This is a genomic window from Pseudomonas sp. DTU_2021_1001937_2_SI_NGA_ILE_001 (assembly GCF_032463525.1).
Classification (GTDB): Bacteria; Pseudomonadota; Gammaproteobacteria; order Pseudomonadales; family Pseudomonadaceae; genus Aquipseudomonas.
This window is the reverse complement of record NZ_CP135971.1, coordinates 4,679,259-4,698,046: the sequence shown is the minus strand read 5'-3', so window position 1 is coordinate 4,698,046 and position 18,788 is coordinate 4,679,259. Positions and strand designations below refer to the sequence as shown.

General features: G+C 65.4%; 17 protein-coding genes. 4 read left to right on the top strand and 13 right to left on the bottom strand.

Annotated elements, in window-relative coordinates:
* Positions 1 to 7 precede the first annotated feature (7 nt).
* The 7 genes from RRX38_RS20435 to RRX38_RS20405 all read right to left on the bottom strand — a co-directional run bounded on the left by RRX38_RS20435 (position 8) and on the right by RRX38_RS20405 (position 8,309).
* Complete coding sequence (locus RRX38_RS20435) at positions 8 to 1,015, bottom strand: ABC transporter ATP-binding protein (RefSeq protein WP_295479073.1); 1,008 nt, start codon at positions 1,013 to 1,015, stop codon at positions 8 to 10.
* Positions 1,005 to 2,012 carry an ABC transporter ATP-binding protein gene (locus RRX38_RS20430; protein ID WP_295479070.1) on the bottom strand — a complete coding sequence of 336 codons (1,008 nt, stop codon included), beginning with the start codon at positions 2,010 to 2,012 and terminating at the stop codon, positions 1,005 to 1,007. The genes RRX38_RS20435 and RRX38_RS20430 overlap by 11 nt, the downstream gene beginning before the upstream one ends.
* Positions 2,009 to 2,902: an ABC transporter permease gene (locus RRX38_RS20425; RefSeq protein ID WP_295479067.1), complete on the bottom strand. Its 894-nt coding sequence runs from the start codon at positions 2,900 to 2,902 to the stop codon at positions 2,009 to 2,011. The genes RRX38_RS20430 and RRX38_RS20425 overlap by 4 nt, the downstream gene beginning before the upstream one ends.
* A complete protein-coding gene (locus RRX38_RS20420) occupies positions 2,899 to 3,873 on the bottom strand; it encodes an ABC transporter permease (RefSeq protein WP_295479064.1) in 975 nt (324 codons plus the stop codon). The genes RRX38_RS20425 and RRX38_RS20420 overlap by 4 nt, the downstream gene beginning before the upstream one ends.
* Entirely contained in the window at positions 3,870 to 5,330 is a 1,461-nt protein-coding gene (locus RRX38_RS20415; protein WP_315960454.1) for an NAD(P)/FAD-dependent oxidoreductase, read from the bottom strand. Before RRX38_RS20415 ends, RRX38_RS20420 begins: the two co-directional genes overlap by 4 nt.
* A gap of 223 nt (positions 5,331 to 5,553) precedes the next feature.
* The gene (locus RRX38_RS20410; RefSeq protein ID WP_315960453.1) at positions 5,554 to 6,504 is read right to left on the bottom strand and encodes a LysR family transcriptional regulator; all 951 of its coding nucleotides are present in this window, start codon (positions 6,502 to 6,504) and stop codon (positions 5,554 to 5,556) included.
* A 146-nt stretch (positions 6,505 to 6,650) separates the two neighbouring features.
* Complete coding sequence (locus tag RRX38_RS20405) at positions 6,651 to 8,309, bottom strand: acetolactate synthase large subunit (RefSeq protein ID WP_295479057.1); 1,659 nt, start codon at positions 8,307 to 8,309, stop codon at positions 6,651 to 6,653.
* Positions 8,310 to 8,535: 226 nt separating this feature from the next.
* Here RRX38_RS20405 and RRX38_RS20400 point away from each other — a divergent pair, with 226 nt between their 5' ends.
* Positions 8,536 to 9,348: an RHS repeat-associated core domain-containing protein gene (locus tag RRX38_RS20400; RefSeq protein ID WP_315960452.1), complete on the top strand. Its 813-nt coding sequence runs from the start codon at positions 8,536 to 8,538 to the stop codon at positions 9,346 to 9,348.
* 14 nt (positions 9,349 to 9,362) lie between these two features.
* Here RRX38_RS20400 and RRX38_RS20395 read toward each other — a convergent pair whose 3' ends face one another.
* From RRX38_RS20395 to RRX38_RS20380, 4 genes are all read right to left on the bottom strand, one after another.
* The gene (locus tag RRX38_RS20395; RefSeq protein ID WP_295479053.1) at positions 9,363 to 10,319 is read right to left on the bottom strand and encodes a 2-hydroxyacid dehydrogenase; all 957 of its coding nucleotides are present in this window, start codon (positions 10,317 to 10,319) and stop codon (positions 9,363 to 9,365) included.
* Positions 10,320 to 10,415: 96 nt separating this feature from the next.
* Positions 10,416 to 11,180, bottom strand: coding sequence for an SDR family oxidoreductase (locus RRX38_RS20390; RefSeq protein ID WP_315960451.1), 765 nt, complete (start codon positions 11,178 to 11,180; stop codon positions 10,416 to 10,418).
* Between the two features lie 29 nt (positions 11,181 to 11,209).
* Positions 11,210 to 11,896 (bottom strand): fumarylacetoacetate hydrolase family protein, encoded by a 687-nt coding sequence (locus RRX38_RS20385; protein WP_295479047.1) that lies wholly within the window; start codon positions 11,894 to 11,896, stop codon positions 11,210 to 11,212.
* Between the two features lie 94 nt (positions 11,897 to 11,990).
* Positions 11,991 to 13,343, bottom strand: coding sequence for an MFS transporter (locus RRX38_RS20380; protein ID WP_295479044.1), 1,353 nt, complete (start codon positions 13,341 to 13,343; stop codon positions 11,991 to 11,993).
* A gap of 564 nt (positions 13,344 to 13,907) precedes the next feature.
* Here RRX38_RS20380 and RRX38_RS20375 point away from each other — a divergent pair.
* Entirely contained in the window at positions 13,908 to 14,837 is a 930-nt protein-coding gene (locus RRX38_RS20375) for a helix-turn-helix transcriptional regulator (protein WP_295479041.1), read from the top strand.
* 44 nt (positions 14,838 to 14,881) lie between these two features.
* On the opposite strand, the gene RRX38_RS20370 is transcribed toward RRX38_RS20375, so the two are convergent.
* Positions 14,882 to 15,802, bottom strand: coding sequence for a LysR family transcriptional regulator (locus tag RRX38_RS20370; RefSeq protein ID WP_315960450.1), 921 nt, complete (start codon positions 15,800 to 15,802; stop codon positions 14,882 to 14,884).
* Positions 15,803 to 15,917: 115 nt separating this feature from the next.
* On the opposite strand from RRX38_RS20370, the gene RRX38_RS20365 reads away from it, so the two are divergent.
* Both RRX38_RS20365 and RRX38_RS20360 read left to right on the top strand, forming a co-directional pair.
* Complete coding sequence (locus tag RRX38_RS20365; protein WP_315960449.1) at positions 15,918 to 16,856, top strand: 2-hydroxyacid dehydrogenase; 939 nt, start codon at positions 15,918 to 15,920, stop codon at positions 16,854 to 16,856.
* A gap of 54 nt (positions 16,857 to 16,910) precedes the next feature.
* A complete protein-coding gene (locus RRX38_RS20360; RefSeq protein ID WP_315960448.1) occupies positions 16,911 to 18,263 on the top strand; it encodes an MFS transporter in 1,353 nt (450 codons plus the stop codon).
* Positions 18,264 to 18,420: 157 nt separating this feature from the next.
* Here the strand turns inward: RRX38_RS20360 and RRX38_RS20355 are convergent, their stop codons facing one another.
* A complete protein-coding gene (locus tag RRX38_RS20355; RefSeq protein WP_315960447.1) occupies positions 18,421 to 18,741 on the bottom strand; it encodes a cupin domain-containing protein in 321 nt (106 codons plus the stop codon).
* Positions 18,742 to 18,788 lie beyond the last annotated feature (47 nt).

Sequence of the window (18,788 nt, the reverse complement as noted above, 5' to 3'; positions counted from 1 at the left end):
TCCTCATTCATACGGCGTGATTGAGATGGCAAGCGCTGAAGTGCCCCGGCGCCACCTGTTGCAGAGGGGGCGCCTGCTCGCGGCAGCGCGCACTGGCATACGGACAACGGGGGTGAAAATGACAACCCGACGGCGGCGCCAGGGGGCTGGGCATCTCCCCCTGGATCGGCGTGTACTGGCTGCGACGCTGCTCGAAGCGCGGAATCTGCGCCAGCAAGGCCTGGGTGTAGGGATGGTTGGGGCGGGCGAACAGGTCTTCGACCGTGGCCTGCTCCACCACCCGCCCCAGGTACATGACCACCACGCGGTCGCACAGGTGCTCGACCACGCCCAGGTCATGGCTGATGAACAGATAGGTCAGGCCCAGTTGCTCGCGCAGGTCCATGAACAGGTTGAGGATCTGCGCCTGGATCGACACGTCCAGTGCCGCCACCGATTCGTCGCACACCAGCACCTCGGGCTGTACCGCCAGGGCCCGGGCAATGCCGATGCGTTGGCGCTGGCCACCGCTGAACTGATGCGCGTAACGCAGGCGCAGGGCCGGGTCGAGGCCGGCGCGTTGCAGCTGGGTGCTGACGTAGTCGTCGAACCCGGCACGATCGGTCAGGCCTTGCAGGCGTGCGCCCTCGCCCACGATGCGGTCGATGCGCAGGCGCGGGTTGAGGCTCGAGTAGGGGTCCTGGAAGATCATCTGCACCTTCAGGCGCGCCGCCTTGCGCTCGGCAGCCGGACGTTGCTCCAGGGTCTGTCCGTCGAACAGCACCTGACCGCGGGTCGGCGCATTGAGGCCAGCGGCGATGCGCCCGAGGGTGGACTTGCCACACCCGGACTCACCGACCAGCCCCACCACCTCACCGCGCCGAATGCTCAGGTCTACGCTGTCTACGGCGCGGGTTAGCGCCGGTGGCCGGGCCAGGCCAAGGCGCTGCAGCGCACGTCCGGCGATGCCCGGCTGGCCGGAAGAGAACTCCTTGCTGACCTGTTGCAATTCGATCAAGGGAATATCACCGGGCATGCTGTTCTCCTGCACGGGTGCCGGGGTGGAAGCAGCGCACGCTGCGCCCGCCGGCCAGCAGCTCCAGCGGCGGCTCGGCCTGGCAGGCCTGGCTGGCACGCGGGCAACGCGGGGCGAAGGCACAGCCGGACGGCAGATTGCCCAGCGACGGCGCCAGGCCGGGAATCTGGCGCAGGCGTTCGCCGCGCTTGTTGCGGCTCGGCAGGCTGTCGATCAGGCCCTGGGTATAGGGGTGTTGCGGGTTGTCCAGCAAGGCGTCCACCGGCCCCTGCTCGACGATGCGCCCGGCGTACATCACCGCCACTTCGTCAGCCAGGCCGGCGACCACCGACAGGTCGTGGGTGATCCACACCAGCGAGGTGCCCTGCTCGCGCACCAGCTTCTGCACCTCGGCAAGAATCTGCGCCTGGATGGTGACGTCCAGCGCGGTGGTGGGTTCGTCGGCGATGATCAGGTCCGGCCGGTGCAACAGGGCGATGGCAATCGCCACCCGCTGGCGCATGCCGCCAGACAACTGATGCGGGTAGGCACGCAGGCGCTCTTCGGGGCTGGCGATACCCATCGCCGCCAGGGTGCTGCGCGCCAGTTCTCGGGCCTCGGCCTGGCTGACCCGGCGGTGGGCACGCACCGCCTCGATCATCTGCGTATCGACACGCAGCACCGGATTGAGGGTCATCATCGGGTCCTGGAAGATCATCGCCAGGCGGTCACCCTGCAGCTCGCGCAGCTCACGCGGCTTGAGCTGACGCAGGTCGCGGCCCTGGAACAGGATCTCGCCGGCGGTGATGCGCCCCGGCTTGTCGAGCAGACCGAGGATGGAAAAGCCGGTGACCGACTTGCCCGAGCCGGACTCGCCGACCAGGCCGAGAATCCGCCCCGGCTGCAAGGTCAGCGACAGGTCGCGCACCGCCGGCAGCAGGCCGTCGCGGGTCTGGAAGGCGGCGCTCAGGCCGCGCACGTCGAGGGTGGCCGGCAATACTTGAGGGGCGCTGGTCATGCCTGCAACCTCGGGTTGAGTACGTCACGCAGGCGGTCGCCCACCAGATTGATGGCCACGATGGTCAGCAGCAGGGCGCAGCCGGGGAACACGCTGATCCAGTATTCGTCGCCGAGCATGTACTGGAAGCCGTTGGCAATCAGCAGACCCAGCGAGGGTTCGGTAATCGGCACGCCCAGGCCGAGGAACGACAGGGTCGCTTCCAGGGTAATGGCCCGGGCAATCTGCAGGGCGCCGATGACGATCAGCGGCGGCAGGCAGTTGGGCAGGATGTGCCCGAGCAGGATGCGTACCCGGTCGATGCCCTGGCCACGGGCGGCCTCGACGTATTCGCGGCGGCTTTCCACCAGCGCCTGGCCCCGCGCGGTGCGTGCGTAGTAGGCCCACTCCAGCACCACCAGGGTGAGCATCACGTTGCCCACCCCCTTGCCCAGCCAGGCCAGGATCATCAGCGCCATGAGAATGCCGGGAAATGACAACAGCATGTCGACCAGGCGCATCAGCAGCGCATCCACCCAGCCACCGGCGTAGGCGGCCACCAGGCCGATCACCGTGCCAACCACGGCGGCGATCAGTGCCGAGCCCAGGCCCACCACCAGGCTGATGCGCAGGCCGTAGGCAATCGCCGAATACAGGTCACGGCCCTGGCCATCGGTGCCCAGCCAGTAGGTGAACGCGCCACTGGAGCTTTCGCTGCCCGGCGGCAAGCGGGCATCGAGCACATCCAGCTGCATCAGGTCGTAAGGGTTCTGCGGGGTGATCCACGGCGCCAGCAGGGCCAGCAGCGCCACCCCCAGCAACAGCGCCAGGCCCAGCAATGCCGATGGCGCACGGAAGAAATCGCCCAGGGCACGCCGCCAGGGCGAAGCGATCGATACGGCACGGCTCATCGCGCAGCCTCCAGACGAACCCGCGGGTCGAGCACGCGGTACAGGACATCGACGATCAGGTTGAGGGTGACGAAGATCACCACCACGATCATCAGGTAGGCCACTACCACCGGCCGGTCGAGGTTATTGATGCTGTCGAGGATCAGCTTGCCGGAACCGGGCCAGGCAAAGATGTTTTCGGTGACCACCGCATAGGCGATGGTCGAGCCCAGTTCCAGGCCGAGCACGGTGACCAGCGGGATCAGGGTGTTGCGCAGCACGTGCATGAGCACCACGCGCAGCGGCGAAAGGCCCTTGGCGCGGGCGAAGCGCACGAAGTCCTGGGGCAGGATCTCGCGCACCCCGGCGCGGGTCAGGCGCAGGATCAGCGAGACCTTGAACAGCGCCAGGTTCAGCGCCGGCAGCAGCAGGTGCTGCCAGCCGTCGAGGGTCAGCCACGACCACTGGATACCCAGCAGCTCGCGGGTCTCGCCGCGACCGCTGGCCGGCAGCCAGCCCAGGTGCACCGAGAAGAACAGCACCAGCATCAGCGCCACCCAGAACGACGGCAGCGAGAAACCGATGATGCTGGTGGCCATGAGCATTTTCGACACCGGGTGGTCCGGGTACAGGCCAGCGAACAACCCCAGCGGCACGCCGATCAGCACCGCCAGCAGCAAGGCCACCAGCGCCAGCTCGAAAGTCGCCGGCAGGCGCTGCAGCACCAGTTGCAGGGCGTCTTCATGATGCACGTAGCTCTTGCCCAGGTGCCCGTCCAGCGCGCCCCCGACGAAATGCAGGTACTGCTGCCACAGTGGCTGGTCGAGGCCCAGACGGGCGATGGCCGCGGCGCGTTCGGCCTGGTTGAGGTCTTCACCGATGAGGATGTCCAGCGGGTTGCCGATGGCATTCAGACCGACGAACACGATCAGCGACATCAGCACCAGCACCAGAGCGGCCTGGCCGATACGGCGCAGCAGCCAGCCGGTCACGTGCGCCGCTCCGTATCGCGCAGTTCGCCGGGCTGCCATTCGTCACCCAGCAGCTCGGGCTCGTCATAGCGCTGCATATCGGCGAAATGCCGTTCGATGTCTTCGTTGAACAGCTGGCCGGCCAGGCCCTGGGCGATGCGCTTGGCGCCGTCGCTGATGGCTGGAATATCGCCAGACACGCCGCCGTAGGTCAGTGCCGCCGGGTAGTTGAAGCAGTGAATGCGCTCCAGCCCCGGGCAGGCACCCGGCTCGCGGGGCAGGAATTCGAACAGCGGGCCCAGGTCGGGCAACTGCGCCGCTTCACTGTCGAGCTTGTCGGCGGGCAGCGGAAAACGCTCCGACCAGCGCCGGATATAGGGCGCGAACGGGGCGAATTCCGGGCGTTGGTCAAAGTCGGTGCGAAAGCCGGTGGCGAACACGATGAAGTCGTAGACCAGGTTGGCCTGCGAGGTGCGCACTTGCAGCTGCCCTTGCTCGTCCAGGTGCACCGCTTCCAGGGCATTGCCCAGCAACAGCCGGGCATTGGCGTGCCGGGCCACGCGCAGGGTACTGCCACGCGGCGGCGGGGTCTGCTGCTGGTTGAGGTACTCGCGGATCTGCCATTTCCAGGCATCGGGCAGGCGCCAGTAGCCATGGGTCATGCCGGGGCTGCCCGCGCCCTTGCCCTTGTTGATACGCGGCAGTTCGCGGCGGCGCACCAGCATGTCCACCGAGGCAGCACCCGCTTCCAGTGCCGTGCCGGCGGCATCCATCGCCGAGGCACCGCCCCCGATCACCGCCACCCGTTTGCCGGTGAACCACGCGTCTTGCAGGCCATCGGCCGAATGCGCCCAGTACTGGCGTGGCAAGTGCAGCGCCAGGTCCGGCACCCAGGGGCCGCCCATGCCGTCACGCCCGGTGGCCAGCACCACATGCCGGGCCAGGTGTTCCTGCTGGCCGTCCGGGGTTTCCACCCGCAGGCGCACGAAACCCTCGCCGGTGGGCTGTACGCTGGCAATGCGCTGGCGGTTGCGCACGTCCAGCCCCATCACCTGGCGGTACCAGCGCAGGTAATCGGCCCATTGCAGGCGCGGAATCTTGTCCAGCGCCTGCCAGGCCGGCAGACCGAACTGCGCCTGGAACCAGGCCCTGAAGGTCAGTGCAGGCAACCCCAGTGCCGGGCCGGCCAGTTGCTTGGGCGAGCGCAGGGTTTCCATGCGCGCGGTGGTCGCCCACGGCCCTTCGAAGCCCGGCTCGGATTGGTCGAACAGCACACTGCGCACCCCCAGATGGCGCAGCTCGGCGGCAGCGGCCATGCCGGCCATGCCGGCGCCGACAATGGCGACGTCCAGTAGCTCGGTGTCGCCATGCCGATGGGTCTTGACCCAGGGTTGAGCGGGCAGGCCGAGCCATTCCAGGTCTTCGCGCAAGCGAGCCTCGAGGGCCGACAAGCCGATGGGGGTGTGAGTATCAGGCATGGGGATGCAGTCTCGATGGAAGTGGAAAGATGACTTCGTGACCGAAGGCGTCGACCCCAGCACGAAATCATGACCTGCGTCATACCATCCACTTTTCAAATACTAAAAGCTATTTAATTTGCCATCCGAATACTAAAAGCCTGCGGTTATCACCACAAAGACTTAAAGGCTCTATGAATATTCGAATTGGAAATAAATAGAGGTTACGGGGCTGTCCGCCCGATCAGCTGGCGTAGATGGCCTGCATCAACACGTCATGACGGTTGGCCGGGTGCAGGGTCATGCCGGGCAGTAGCGCCTGCGAGGTGGTCTTCAACGCCTCGACCAGCGCCCGTGCCACTTCGGACAACGGGCTGGCATGCGCTGAAACCAGGCCGAAGTAGAACGGCACGCTACAAGCGATGGGCCGCACCACTACCCCCTGCAAAGGCACACCGAACGCGGTGAACGGGTCGACCAGCGCCACGCCCAGCCCGACGCGCGCCATCTGCATGGCGATCAGCGAGGTGTTGGTGTCGAGAATGTGCGCCGGCTCCAGGCCGGCTGCTGCGAAGGCCTTGTCGATACGGCGGCGGAAGCGGAATGGGTTGGAAATGCTCACCAGGGTCTGGCTGGCGAGCTTCTCCAGGCTCAATACAGGCTCAGCGGCCAGCTCGCTGTCGGCGGGCAGTACCGCCACGCAAGCGGCTTCGCCAATCCAGTGCAGCTCCAGGCCACGGTGCTCCAGGGGCAGGCTGATCACCCCCAGGTCGAAGGTCTTCGACAGCACCGCCTGCACCGCCGCTTCGGCCGACAGGCTGTGGATCTGCAACTGCTGAGCCTGCAGCGGCTCCGGCAACAGCGCCAGCGCCGAAGGCAGCAGGCCGGCCGCCAGCGCCGGGGTGGCGACCAGGCGCAGACGGAGATTCTCTTCACGCGCCAGGCTCGACGCCCGCTGCTGGACATGGCGCACGCCTTGCAGGGCGCTTTCCACCTCGGCGGTCATCATGAACGCCTTCTGCGTGGGCGTGACCTTGGGACCGCTGCGCTCGAACAGGGCAAAGCCCAGTTCCTGCTCCAGTTCCTGGATCTGGCGGGTAATGGTCGGCTGGGAACGCCCGAGCATCTGCCCGGCACCGGTGACGCTACCGGCGGACATGACTGCGGCGAAGGCTTCGAGTTGGCGCAGATCCACAGCAGCTCCTGGTCGATGAGGGATCGAGAGAGGGGGAGCCTACAGGGTTATGCGGAATCTGGCACGGCCCGGTGAGACGGGCGGGGTAAAGCCGAACCGGGAGGGTACGAGATCACTCGTACCCTCCCGGTTCGCGAACTGCATCATCAGACAGCCAGGCTACGCTCGCGCAGCTCGATGTTGAGGATGCGGTCGTTCTCGCTGTAGTCGACCGGGCAGTCGATCACATGAACGCCTGGGGTGCTGATGCACTTCTCCAGCAGCGGCAGGAAGCCTTCGGCGCTTTCCACGCGATGGCCCTGGGCACCGTAGGCTTCGGCGTACTTGACGAAGTCAGGGTTGCCATAGTCCAGGCCGAAATCGGTGAAGCCCATGTTGGCCTGCTTCCAGCGGATCATGCCGTAGCCGTCGTCACGCAGGATCACCACGGTCAGGTTCATGTTCAGGCGCACGGCTGTTTCCAGCTCCTGGCTGTTCATCATGAAACCGCCGTCACCGCACACCGAAACCACCGGGCGCTTGGGGTTGACCAGGTGCGCCGCCATGGCCGACGGCAGGCCAGCGCCCATGGTCGCCAGGGCGTTGTCCAGCAGGACGGTGTTGGGCTTGTGCGCCTTGTAGTTACGCGCGAACCAGATCTTGTAGATGCCGTTGTCCAGCGCCACGATGCCCTCGCTGGGCAGCGCACGACGGATATCGGCCACCAGACGCTGCGGATACACCGGGAAGCGGTCGTCGTCGGCGCCTTCGGCGATCTGCGCTTCGTTGGCTTCACGAATCGCCATCAGGCGAGTGAAGTCCCACTGTGCGCTGCCGTCGAATGCCGCGGCATCCAGCGCTTCGCCGATCTGCCAGATGGCGTTGGCGATGTCGCCGATCACTTCGATCTGCGGGAAGTACACCGCGTCCACTTCAGCGGAACGGAAGCTGACGTGGATCACTTCGGTACCGCCACGCACCATGAAGAATGGTGGCTTCTCGATCACGTCGTGGCCGATGTTGATGATCAGGTCGGCCGCCTCGACCGCACGGTGCACGAAGTCACCGGACGACAGCGCGGCGTTGCCCAGGAAGCGCGGGTGACGCTCGTCGACCACGCCTTTACCCATCTGGGTGGTGACGAACGGGATGCCGGTCTTGTCGATCAGTTGCTTGAGGACCTTGGCGGTCATCTTGCGGTTGGCACCGGCACCGATCACCAGGATCGGGCTGCGCGCAGCCTTGAGCTTGGCCACGGCGGCTTCGATGGATTTGTGCTCGGCCAGCGGACGGCGATGCACGCTGCGCGGAATCGGCAGCACGTCGGTCTGTTCGGCGGCGATGTCTTCAGGCAGCTCCAGGTGCACGGCACCGGGCTTTTCCTCTTCGGCGAGACGGAAGGCCTCACGCACGCGGGACGGGATGTTGTCCGCGGAAGCCAACTGATGGGTGTATTTGGTCAGCGGCTGCATCATGCCGACCACATCCAGAATCTGGAAGCGGCCCTGCTTGGATTTCTTGATCGGCTTTTGGCCAGTGATCATCAACATGGGCATACCGCCCAGGTAGGCATAGGCGCCTGCGGTCACCAGGTTGGTGGCACCGGGGCCCAGGGTCGACAGGCTGACGCCGGTCTTGCCGGTCAGACGGCCATAGGTGGCGGCCATGAAGCCAGCGGACTGCTCGTGGCGGGTCAGCACCAGCTTGATCTGCGATTTGCGCAGAGACTCGAGAAGGTCGAGGTTTTCTTCACCTGGAATACCGAAAACGTACTCGACGCCTTCATTTTCCAGACATTGCACTACCACGTCGGCGGCCTTGGCCATGATGCTCCTCATCATAGGTTGGGTGGGCTACGGGAACGTAGACGTGTTCCCGGCGGCAAAAGTAACAGCGTGTGTGGGCAACTGATAAGCGCTTTCTTGCAGTGCGCGAAAATGCCGCGCCCTGCTGGAGCCGGCGGCCGGCAGGCAGGCTGGCAGTTCTGCCAGCTGACCAAAGGCTCGAACGGCCCCAGGCTAGGCCATATGACCACCGACACCGGGCGCCTGTATGACCTCGTCCCTCGTTAACGATCAGGCTCGCCATCAACGGCTGCGCGACCTGGAAACCGACCAACGGCAGGAGCACGCCTACCTGCCCCACGGTTTTCGTCCATCAACGGGCATCGGCTCGCCGCTGCCGGCCTTCAACGGCGAATACCGCGACCCCCTCACCGGCCATTACCTGCTGGGCAACGGTTACCGGGCGTTCAACCCGTTACTGATGCGTTTCAACAGTCCAGACAGCCTGAGTCCGTTTGCTCACGGCGGAGTGAACAGCTACGCCTACTGCCGTGGCGATCCGGTCAATGCGACTGACATCACGGGGCACTTCCCCGTGTTCCGACGACTGGGCAACCTGCTGCGTCTGCGTAGACAGGTGGCGCGAGAAACTCGTCTTGTTCGCCTGACAACGCATGGGTTCGACGATCTATTCAGCAGCAGGACGTTCCGAGAGCCTGCGGCGCCAGGCAGAAGCAACACACCCCCACCCTCACTCCGCAGCCACTCCACAACCGCGCAAAGCTCGACGGCTGACCTGCCAGACCTTTCCCATGAAAACTATTTGGGCACGACTCCCGTGTCCATGGCGACGGCATGGAAAAGAACGGCGCAGTGGATCGAAGCCTTGCCTGTCGAGCCGGGCACGGCCTCGCCTCCCGTGAGCACGCCTAGCCCTTCTAGCCATCGACACTCCAGTGATGCATCGGTCTCTTCACTCATCTCTGCCAGGCAACTGGCGCGCAGCGCACCCACGTCCTCAGGCAGCGGCATGTTCAAGCTCTTGCCAGACGAACAGGCCGGGGTCATCAGGCGCCAGTGAGTACCAGGGCAGGCTCAGCCTGTCACACACCCCACCGGTTTCTTGCCGGCGAAGGTATCCAGCAGACTGGCGATGACCATTTCGCCCATGCGCGTACGGGTCTGTACCGTGGCGCTGGCACGATGCGGTTGCAGCACCACGCGCTCGTCGTCGAACAGCGTTTCAGGTACATGGGGTTCATCGACGAACACGTCCAGCGCCGCGCCGGCAATGCGCCCGGCCTTGAGCGCGGCGACCAGGTCGTCCTCGTTGACCAGCTTGCCGCGCGCCACGTTGACCAGGTAGCCCTCCGGCCCCAGGGCGTCTAACACCTGGGCATCGATGATGGCCTTGCCACCGTCGGCAGCGGCGGCCAGGATCAGCGCGTCGCTGCTTCGGGCCAGCTCGATGAGGTCGGCAACGTAGGTATGTTCCACGGCGTCGATGGCCTGCAGGTCGGTGTAGCGGATCGGGCAGCCGAAGGCCGCCGCGCGGGTGGCCACGGCCCGGCCGACGCGGCCCATGCCGACGATGCCGATGCGCATGCCGCTGACCTGCCGTGCCAGCGGCAAGGGCGCCAGCGGCGTGGGGCTTTGCGGCCACTGCCCGGAACGCACGTAGCGGTCGCTGGTGCACAGGCCCCGGCATACCGAGATCAGCAGGCCCATGGCCAGGTCGGCGACATCGTCGGTGAGCGCGCCAATGGTCGCCGTCACGTGGATGCCCAGGTCGCGGCAGTAAGCCAGGTCGACGGCGTCGGTGCCCACGCCATTGACCGCCACCACTTCCACGCGCGGCAGCTTGGCCAGGACTTCCCGGGTGATGCCGGTGTGGCCGCCGGTGATCACGCCGCGGATGTTGGCGCCGTGTTCAGCCAGGTAGGCGGCCTTGTCGGCCTGCTGGTAATAGGGGCGAATGACGAACAGTTCTTCGAGCCGCTCGCGAATCTGCGGGATGAGGATGGGGCTGAGCTGCAGGACTTCGGGTTTCATGGGTGTACCTCGAATAGGAAAACGCTGACCGGTGGGACCGGCTTCAGCCGGGAAGCACTTCGCCGCTGATGCTGCTGCCACGCGAGCGGAGTGGTGTCAGCCGCGGCCGACGAAGGGCATCTTGGTGGCCATTACGGTCATGTTCAGGACGTTGGCCGACAGCGGCAGCGCGGCGATGTAGCGCACCGCATCGGCGACGTGTTGCACGTCCACCATCGGCTCGACGGCGATCTGCCCGTTGGCCTGGCGCACCCCGCGCGTCATCCGCTCGGACAGCTCGGTCAGGGCATTGCCGATGTCGATCTGGCTGCAGGCAATGTCGTACTCGCGGCCATCCAGGGCCAGAGCCTTGGTCAGCCCCAGCACCGCGTGTTTGCTGGCGGTATAGGGGGCGGTGAAAGGCCGTGGCGTATGGGCAGAGATCGAACCGTTGTTGATGATCCGCCCGCCCTGGGGCTGCTGGCGCCGCATCAGGCCGAAGGCTTCGCGGCAGCACAGGAACACGCCATTGACGTTGGTGGCGATGACGTTGTCCCAGGTCTCGACCGGCAGTTCGTCCATGGGCACCGCCGGCGCGTTGACCCCGGCGTTGTTGAAGATCAGGTCCAGGCGCCCGAAGCGCTCCTCGACGGTGGCGAACAGCGCGCGCACGCTGCTCGGGTCGCGCACGTCGGTGGCCACCGGCACGGCCTGGCGGCCTTGGCTGGCGGCCTGTTCGGCAAGCGCCAGCAAGGGCTCGATGCGCCGCCCGGCCAGGACGACCGTGAAGCCGTCCTCCAGCAGGCCGAGGGCCACGGCCTTGCCGATACCGCTGCCGGCCCCGGTCACCAAGGCGATTTTCGAAGAGGGATTATTGGACATTGTGGCTCTCCTGTGGATGTTCGTTTGGCTCAGGCGGCGCGCGGGCCGACCTGTACGTCGATCTGTCCGACGCCCTCGACGGCGGCGCGAATGCGGTCCCCCGGCTGCAGGGCGGCGACGCCTTCCGGCGTGCCGGTCATGATCAGGTCGCCAGGTAGCAGGCTGAGGCTGCGCGACAGGTGGCTGATGATTTCCGCCACCGACCACAGCTGATGCTGCAGTGCCGAGCGCTGACGCTCCTGGCCGTTGACCTGCAGCCACACCGCGCCCTCTTGGGCATGGCCCTGGCGGCTGACCGGCTGGATGGCACTGATGGGCGCCGAGCCGTCGAAGGCCTTGGCGCCTTCCCAGGGCATACCGGCCTGCTTGGCGGCGCGCTGCTGGTCGCGGCGAGTCAGGTCCAGCCCGGCGGCATACCCCCACACATGCTCCAGCGCACGGTTTTCCGGAATGTCCGCCCCACCGCTGCCGATGGCCACCACCAGTTCGATCTCGTGACAGAACTCTTCGGTTTGCGGTGGGTAGGCGATCTCACCCTGGGCGTCGATCACCGACGAGGCCGGCTTCATGAAGAACAGCGGCACGCTGCGGCCCTGGCCGTCGCTCCACGGGTAGTTGCGACCGACACAGAACACCCGGCTGACCGGAAAGCGCTGTGCCGTGCCGGCCACCGCCAGGCTGGGCTGGGTCGCGGGGGTGAAGACGAAATCGCTCATGTCAGGCTGCTCGTTGTTGTTCGATGGATTCAGCGTAAAGCGGCCACGCCCGGCAAAGTTGGACGAAAGCCGCTTCGTGTTGGAGGAAACCGGTTTATTGCGCCGGGGTTTTCAGCTCGATGCGGTACAGCCGACCGAGCAGCAGCGAGTACGACAGGGTGCCCATCAACGCCACGCCACCGATGAACCAGAACGCGTAGGCGAACGTGCCGGTGGCATGCACGATGGCGCCCACCACGATGGGGCAGACGATGCCGCCAATGTTCGCCGCCAGGCTGGTGACGCCGCCGGTGAGACCGATCAGCTCCTTGGGCGCGACCTCCGAAACCGCCGCCCACGAAGACGAAGCGATGCCCTGGGCAAAGAACGCGATGGTGAGGATGGCGATGCACACCAGGTTGGAGTCGGTGAAATTGACCAGCACGATGGACATGCCGAGCATCGAGCCCACCACCAGCGGCAGCTTGCGCGCGAACGACATGCTGAAGCCGCGACGGATCAGCAGGTCGGAGACGATGCCGGCCAGCAGGATGCCCACCGTGGCGCCAATGAACGGCATGACCGCGAAGATGCCGGCCTTGATGGTGGTCAGTTGGCGCTCTTCGATCAGGTAGGTGGGGAACCAGGTCAGGAAGAAGTACAGCGCCGAGGTGCTGGCGAACTTGCCGATGCAGATCGCCCAGATCTGCCGGTAGCGGAACAGCTCGGCAATCTGCCGCCAGTTGAAGCGGGTACGCTCCTGGCTGCTTTTCACCAGGCCGCCGCCATTCTCGATGTACTGCAGTTCCTCCTTGCTGACCTTCTTGCAGTTGAGCGGATCACGGTACAGGAACAGCCAGATCACCCCGAACACGATGCCCACCAGGCCAGTGCTGTAGAACACGTGACGCCAGTCATAGGTGGTCGCCAGCCACAGCAGTGCGCCCGTGAACAGCGCGGTCCCGAGGTATTGACCACACACGTAGACACTGCTGGCCATGCCACGCTCACGGGCCGGGAACCATACCGTCACGGCCCGACTGTTGGCCGGAAACGCCGGCGCTTCCATGGCCCCGACCGCCAGGCGCAGGCCGAACAGCGAAGCGAAACCGTTGGCCAGGCCCTGGCAGACGGTGACGGCCGACCAGCTGATCAGCGAAACGCCGTAGGTCAACCGCGAACCGAAGCGGTCGGCGACGAAGCCGGCAGGCACCAGCGCCAGTGCATAGGTCCAGGCGAAAGCGGAGAAGATCAGGCCCATCTGGATCTTGTCCAGGCCCAGGTCCTTGGCCATGAAGGGCGCGGCGATGGAGATGTTCACCCGGTCGACGTAGTTGATGATGGTGGCGATCAACAGCAGGCTGAGCATGAACCAGCGTCGCCGGGTGGGCAGGCGTGCGGGGGCGACGGCCTCGTTGGGCAGCGCGTGGCTGGCGACCGACGCCGCCTGGGAATTGGGACTCGACATGGTGTGACCTCATTGTTGTTAGGGGGTATCGAGGTTTTTGCGCAAAGCAGGGCCGCGCCTCCGGCAAGCGGTGGTTGACGACAACGGCTGGATGGGTGAAATCAGGCCCGGACAGGCGGGCCTATGGCGACGGCTGACGGCGGCGGGACCGTCCAGCGAGGGATGATGTGCATTGTGCGGGCACCCTTTGATTATTGTTGATAGATGTCGGCGGCAACGCCTATCAAGGTGGTCGTACGACTGAAAAAATGCAACGCGCCAGTTAGAACGTTTTCTTACCGATGGACGGTGCCTCAGCCACCTGTCCAAAAAAACCTCACCCAGGCATGCTCCCAGCAGGACGTTGAACATCCCTCGAAAGCCTTGTTCTAGAGCACTTTAAAGGCCACGTCCGAACGACAGCGCTTTTGCACCCCCGCTCGGGATTGTCCAAGCGCCCTACAATCCATCCGCCATCAAGTCATCGTACAAGGCATTGCACCCCGCACAGCCCGTTGTACAGAATCGACCCGCGTCACCGGCTCGCCCATTCGGAGCCGGGCAAGAACAACAAGGGAGATGAGCATGCATTCAGTCAGCCGGATACCTACCTACGGCATGCAGCAGCGCAGCGAACGAGCGGATTTCTACATCCGCGACGAACACGGACGGGTGGCGGAAACCGCCCTGCATCGTCATGAGTATTTCCAGATTCAGGTCAATCTGGGCGGCGACACGGTGCAGCAGATCGGCCACGTGCAACGCCCTTTCCCGCGCAATGCCCTGGCGTTCATCCTGCCGCACCGCATGCATGTCATCCCGCACCCGGCGGACAGCCATTTCATGGTCATCAACTTCTCGCAGACGTTCCTGCTGCCGCACCTGGAGTGCGACCCGATGGACCTGGAAGAGGTGTCCATTCTGCTGGCACCGGAGCTGTCGCCGTTCCGTTTTCAGGAGCACATGGATTTCATCCTCGAACAGGCCGACTTCGAACCGGTCTGCGCGCTGGTGCAACAGATGCGCGACCTGGATGCCCAGCGTCAGTTCGGCAGCCGGGAAATCATCAAGGGCCTGCTGCTGCAGATGATCGGCAAGGTGTGCATGCTGTTCGCCGACCGCCTCAAGCAGCTGGCCGAAGACAACGCCGCCCAGGCCAGCCGCCGCGATGCGCTCACGCGGATAAGCGAATACGTGCGCAAGCACCTGGCCGACCCGGACCTGAGTCTGACCAAGGCAGCGGCCGCCACCTACCTGTCACCGACCTACCTGACGCACTGGCTGCGCAAGGAGATCGGCAAGACCTTCAGCGAACTGGTGCTGGAGCGGCGCATGCATGCAGCGCGCAGTTACCTGCTGGGCGGCACCCGGCCGGTCGGCGAGGTGGCGCGACTGTGCGGCTTCGCTGACGAAGCCTATTTCTCGCGGCGCTTCCGGCAGATCCACGGCCTGCCACCGGGGCAGTTCCGCCGCCAGCAACTGGAGCTGGAACCGCCGGCGGACAAGGCCGTGTAGGCACCACCCACTGGTCATGACCGGCATCGGGATGAAGGCCGTTTTCAGCCCGTCCTGGACCGGTCGTCGCTCGGCGCTACCCCCAGGGTGAAATGCTGGCGCGCCATGTTGATGAAGCGCGGCAACGCCGGGTTGTCGTTGTCGTCGCGGTAAACCATGTACATGTCTGCCGAAGGCTGGGCATCGGCCAGCGACCGGAAGTCCAGGTGGCCCATGTACAGTTCGCGGGCCGATGCCGGAACGATGCCGATGCCCAGCCCGGCCCGCACCAGGCCCAGGATCGAGTGAGTCTGCTTGAGGTAATAGAGATAACGCGGCGACACGCCAGCGGCAGCGAACAGTCCGACGATGCAGTCGTAGAAATACCGGCCCTCCTTGGGCGAATACATCACGAACGGCTGATGCGCCAGGTCGGCGACGCTCAGTGGCCCACGCCTGCCCAGCGAATGCCCTGCCGGCATCACCACCATCAGCGGCTCGCGGCTGGCCAGCTGGTAGCTCCAGCCGGGCCGTGGCTCCATGTGGCGCACGAAGCCGATGTCGATCATGTTCGCCGCCAGCGCTTCGGTCTGGTCGCTGGAGACCATCTCGTGCAGTTCGAAACCGATGTCCGGCAGAGCCTGGCCGGCGCGGCTGAGCAGTTCCGGGACCATGTTGTAGCCGCTCACCGCCGTGAACCCCAGCACCAGCTGCCCCGCTTCGCCGCTGGCCAGGCGCCGCGCGCTGTCGCCGGCCTGCTCGGTGTAGGCCAGCAGATGCTGGGCATCGCGCAGGAAGTGCCGCCCGGCCACGGTCAGGCGTACCTGGCGGTTGCTGCGGTCGAGCAATTGCACGCCCAGGGAACGCTCCAGCAACTGGATCTGACGACTCAGCGGCGGCTGGGTCATGTGCAGCCTTTGCGCTGCACGACCGAAGTGCAGTTCTTCGGCGACCATCACGAAACAACGCAGTTGATGCAATTCCACGATTCAATTCTTGTATCGATACATTCAAGATGAATGTTAGACGTGAATCGATGCTTTTCCTAGGCTGTCAGCACTCCCGGAGTCCCTCACAACGACAATTCGAAGGAAGGCGACGATGACCTACGACATCCTGCTGACTCAACCCGTTCCGGCGCCGATCGACGCCCAGCTGTTGCAGACCTATCACGTTCACCGCTTGTATCAGGCCGACGACCAGGACGCCCTGCTCGATGCCGTCGGTCCGCGTATCCATGGCGTGGTCACCGGTGGCGCCAAGGGCCTGTCCAATGCGCTGATGGACCGCCTGCCCAACCTGCGGATCATCGCCATCAGCGGTATCGGCACCGACGCCGTGGACCTCGACCGTGCGGCCAGCCGTGGCATTCGCGTCACCACCACCCCAGGCGTGCTGACCGACGATGTCGCGGACATGGCCATGGGGCTGCTGATCATGTCGTTGCGCGACCTGGCCGTCGGTGATCGCATCGTGCGCAACGGTCAGTGGGGGGAGGTCAACCAGCCGCTGGCACGCCGCGTGACCGGCACACGCATCGGTATCGTCGGTCTCGGCCAGGTCGGCCACGCCATCGCCCGCCGTGCCCAGGCCTTCGGCATGGACATCCAGTACAACGACCTGCGCGAGCAGCCACAGAGCGGTTATCGCTTCTTCGCCGACCTGCCGGACCTGGCGCGTCACAGCGATGTGCTGGTACTGGCCGCCTCGGCCGACCTGGGCCGCGCGATCGTCACCGCCGAGGTCCTTGAGGCCCTTGGGCCACGCGGCTACTTCATCAACGTGGCACGCGGCAAGCTGGTCGACGAAACCGCGCTGATCGAAGCCTTGCAGAACGGTCGCATCGCCGGCGCCGGCCTGGACGTGTTCGTCGACGAACCCAGGGTTCCCGAAGCGCTGCGTCGGCTCGACAACGTGGTGCTGCAACCGCACCGCGCCAGTGCCACCGAGCAGACGCGCCTGGCCATGGGCGAGATCGTGCTCTCGCACCTGCAAGCCTGCTTCGCCGAACCACGCCCCCAGGTGGCCCTACCAGCCTGACTGCGTTTCTCCCCTCCAATAACAACAAGGTCTGCATGACCTGCGGAGAACACCATGAATACCAAGACTGCGCCCATGGACGCGGTGGTCAGCGAGGCTCGCGTCGGTCGCCAGCGTTTCGTGATCCTCGCGCTGATTTTCATCGTCACCGTACTCAACTATGCCGACCGGGCCACCATGTCCATCGCCGGCACCGAAGTGGTCAAGGCGCTGGGCCTGGACCCGATCATGCTCGGCATGATCTTCTCGGCCTTCGCCTGGGCCTACGCCCTGGGGCAGATTCCCGGCGGCTGGCTGCTGGACCGCTTCGGCGCACGCCGGGTGTATGGCTGCAGCCTGTTCCTCTGGTCGCTGTTCACCCTGCTGCAGGGCACCGTGGGCTGGATCGGCCTGGTCGGGACGAGCGCCGCGCTGACGCTGTTCGGCATGCGCTTCATGCTCGGCCTGGTCGAGTCGCCAGCCTTCCCGGCCAACAACCGCATCGTCTCCAGCTGGTTCCCCACCCGTGAGCGCGGCACGGCCTCGGCCCTGTTCAACTCGGCGCAGTACATGGCGGTGGTGGTGTTCGCGCCCTTGATGGCCTGGTTGACCCACAGCCTGGGCTGGGAGCACGTGTTCCTGTGGATGGGCGCCCTGGGCATGGTCGCCACACTGTTCTGGTTCGCGATGTACCACGACCCGGCCAGCCACCCCCGCGTGCAGCAGGCCGAGCTGGATTACATGCGTGAAGGCGGCGCGCTGGTGAACCTGGAGAGCACCCGCAAGAGCGAGAAACCCAAGCTGAAGTGGAGCGAGGTCAAGCAGCTGTTCACCAGCCGTACTTTGTGGGGCATCTACCTGGGGCAGTACTGCATCACCGCCCTCACCTACTTCTTCATCACCTGGTTTCCGATCTACCTGATCAAGGGCCGCGGCATGACCATCATGGAGGCCGGCTGGGTAGCGGCACTGCCGGCGATCTGCGGGTTTTCCGGCGGGGTACTGGGCGGTGTGGTGTCGGACTGGCTGATTCGTCGGGGCGTGCATCCGTCCCGGGCCCGCAAGACGCCGTTCGTGATCGGCATGGCACTGTCGGCCAGCCTGGTATCGGCCAACTACGTCGACGCCAACTGGCTGGTCATCGCCCTGATGGCCCTGGCGTTCTTCGGCAAGGGCCTGGCGGCAGTCGGCTGGGCGGTGCTCTCCGACACCGCGCCGAAGAACATGGTCGGCCTCAGCGGCGGAGTGTTCAACGGCATCGGCAATACCGCCGGAATCATCACTCCGGTGGTGATCGGCTACTTCGTCGCGACCACCGGTTCGTTCAACGCGGCCCTGTGGTTCGTCGCCGCCCACGGCCTGATCGCCATCCTCGCCTACACCGTCATTTCCGGGCGCTTCGAGCGGGTCGACGTGGCTCAGCCATGAACACCCGGAAGGATCAACTGTAGCCGCAATACTGTTCAGTTAGGCCGAGTAGGAGCGGCTTCAGCCGCGAAGCGACCGCCTGTTCACAACAGATGCAGTGAACTTCCCGGCGCTTTCGCGGCTAAAGCCCCTCCCACCGGGCCACCTGCGGCCCTCCCTACTGGAGATGGATCGCCAGCCACACCGTTGGCTGTTGCGGGTCGGTGAAGGTGACCCGGTGCTCCACGTTGGCCGGGATCAGCAAATGATCGCCCGGCTTCAGATCAAACTCCCGCCCCTCCATCAGCAGCCGTGCGGCGCCGCTGAGCACCACCACCCACTCTTCATGAGGTTGGCACCAGGGCTGCTCCGGCGGGGTGGCCTGGCCCTGCGAAACGATGCGTTCGATACGGCAGCCAGGCCGTTTCAGCAGCTCGCTGAAGACTTCGTCGTCGCGGGCGTCCGGCAGGGGGGCGAAGAGATTGGCAGGCAAGGACATGGACTTTGGCTCCGGCACGCAGGGCATACCGCCGCATGGCGTGAAAC

Excerpts from the sequence above, each read along its gene's own strand:
- RRX38_RS20395 (WP_295479053.1), bottom strand. The coding sequence starts at position 10,319 with ATGAAACCCGAAGTCCTGCAGCTCAGCCCCATCCTCATCCCGCAGATT.
- RRX38_RS20385 (WP_295479047.1), bottom strand. The coding sequence starts at position 11,896 with ATGAGCGATTTCGTCTTCACCCCCGCGACCCAGCCCAGCCTGGCGGTG.
- RRX38_RS20400 (WP_315960452.1), top strand. The coding sequence starts at position 8,536 with ATGACCTCGTCCCTCGTTAACGATCAGGCTCGCCATCAACGGCTGCGC.
- RRX38_RS20375 (WP_295479041.1), top strand. The coding sequence starts at position 13,908 with ATGCATTCAGTCAGCCGGATACCTACCTACGGCATGCAGCAGCGCAGC.
- RRX38_RS20430 (WP_295479070.1), bottom strand. The coding sequence starts at position 2,012 with ATGACCAGCGCCCCTCAAGTATTGCCGGCCACCCTCGACGTGCGCGGC.
- RRX38_RS20365 (WP_315960449.1), top strand. The coding sequence starts at position 15,918 with ATGACCTACGACATCCTGCTGACTCAACCCGTTCCGGCGCCGATCGAC.
- RRX38_RS20405 (WP_295479057.1), bottom strand. The coding sequence starts at position 8,309 with ATGGCCAAGGCCGCCGACGTGGTAGTGCAATGTCTGGAAAATGAAGGC.
- RRX38_RS20415 (WP_315960454.1), bottom strand. The coding sequence starts at position 5,330 with ATGCCTGATACTCACACCCCCATCGGCTTGTCGGCCCTCGAGGCTCGC.
- RRX38_RS20390 (WP_315960451.1), bottom strand. The coding sequence starts at position 11,180 with ATGTCCAATAATCCCTCTTCGAAAATCGCCTTGGTGACCGGGGCCGGC.
- RRX38_RS20435 (WP_295479073.1), bottom strand. The coding sequence starts at position 1,015 with ATGCCCGGTGATATTCCCTTGATCGAATTGCAACAGGTCAGCAAGGAG.
- RRX38_RS20360 (WP_315960448.1), top strand. The coding sequence starts at position 16,911 with ATGAATACCAAGACTGCGCCCATGGACGCGGTGGTCAGCGAGGCTCGC.
- RRX38_RS20380 (WP_295479044.1), bottom strand. The coding sequence starts at position 13,343 with ATGTCGAGTCCCAATTCCCAGGCGGCGTCGGTCGCCAGCCACGCGCTG.
- RRX38_RS20425 (WP_295479067.1), bottom strand. The coding sequence starts at position 2,902 with ATGAGCCGTGCCGTATCGATCGCTTCGCCCTGGCGGCGTGCCCTGGGC.
- RRX38_RS20355 (WP_315960447.1), bottom strand. The coding sequence starts at position 18,741 with ATGTCCTTGCCTGCCAATCTCTTCGCCCCCCTGCCGGACGCCCGCGAC.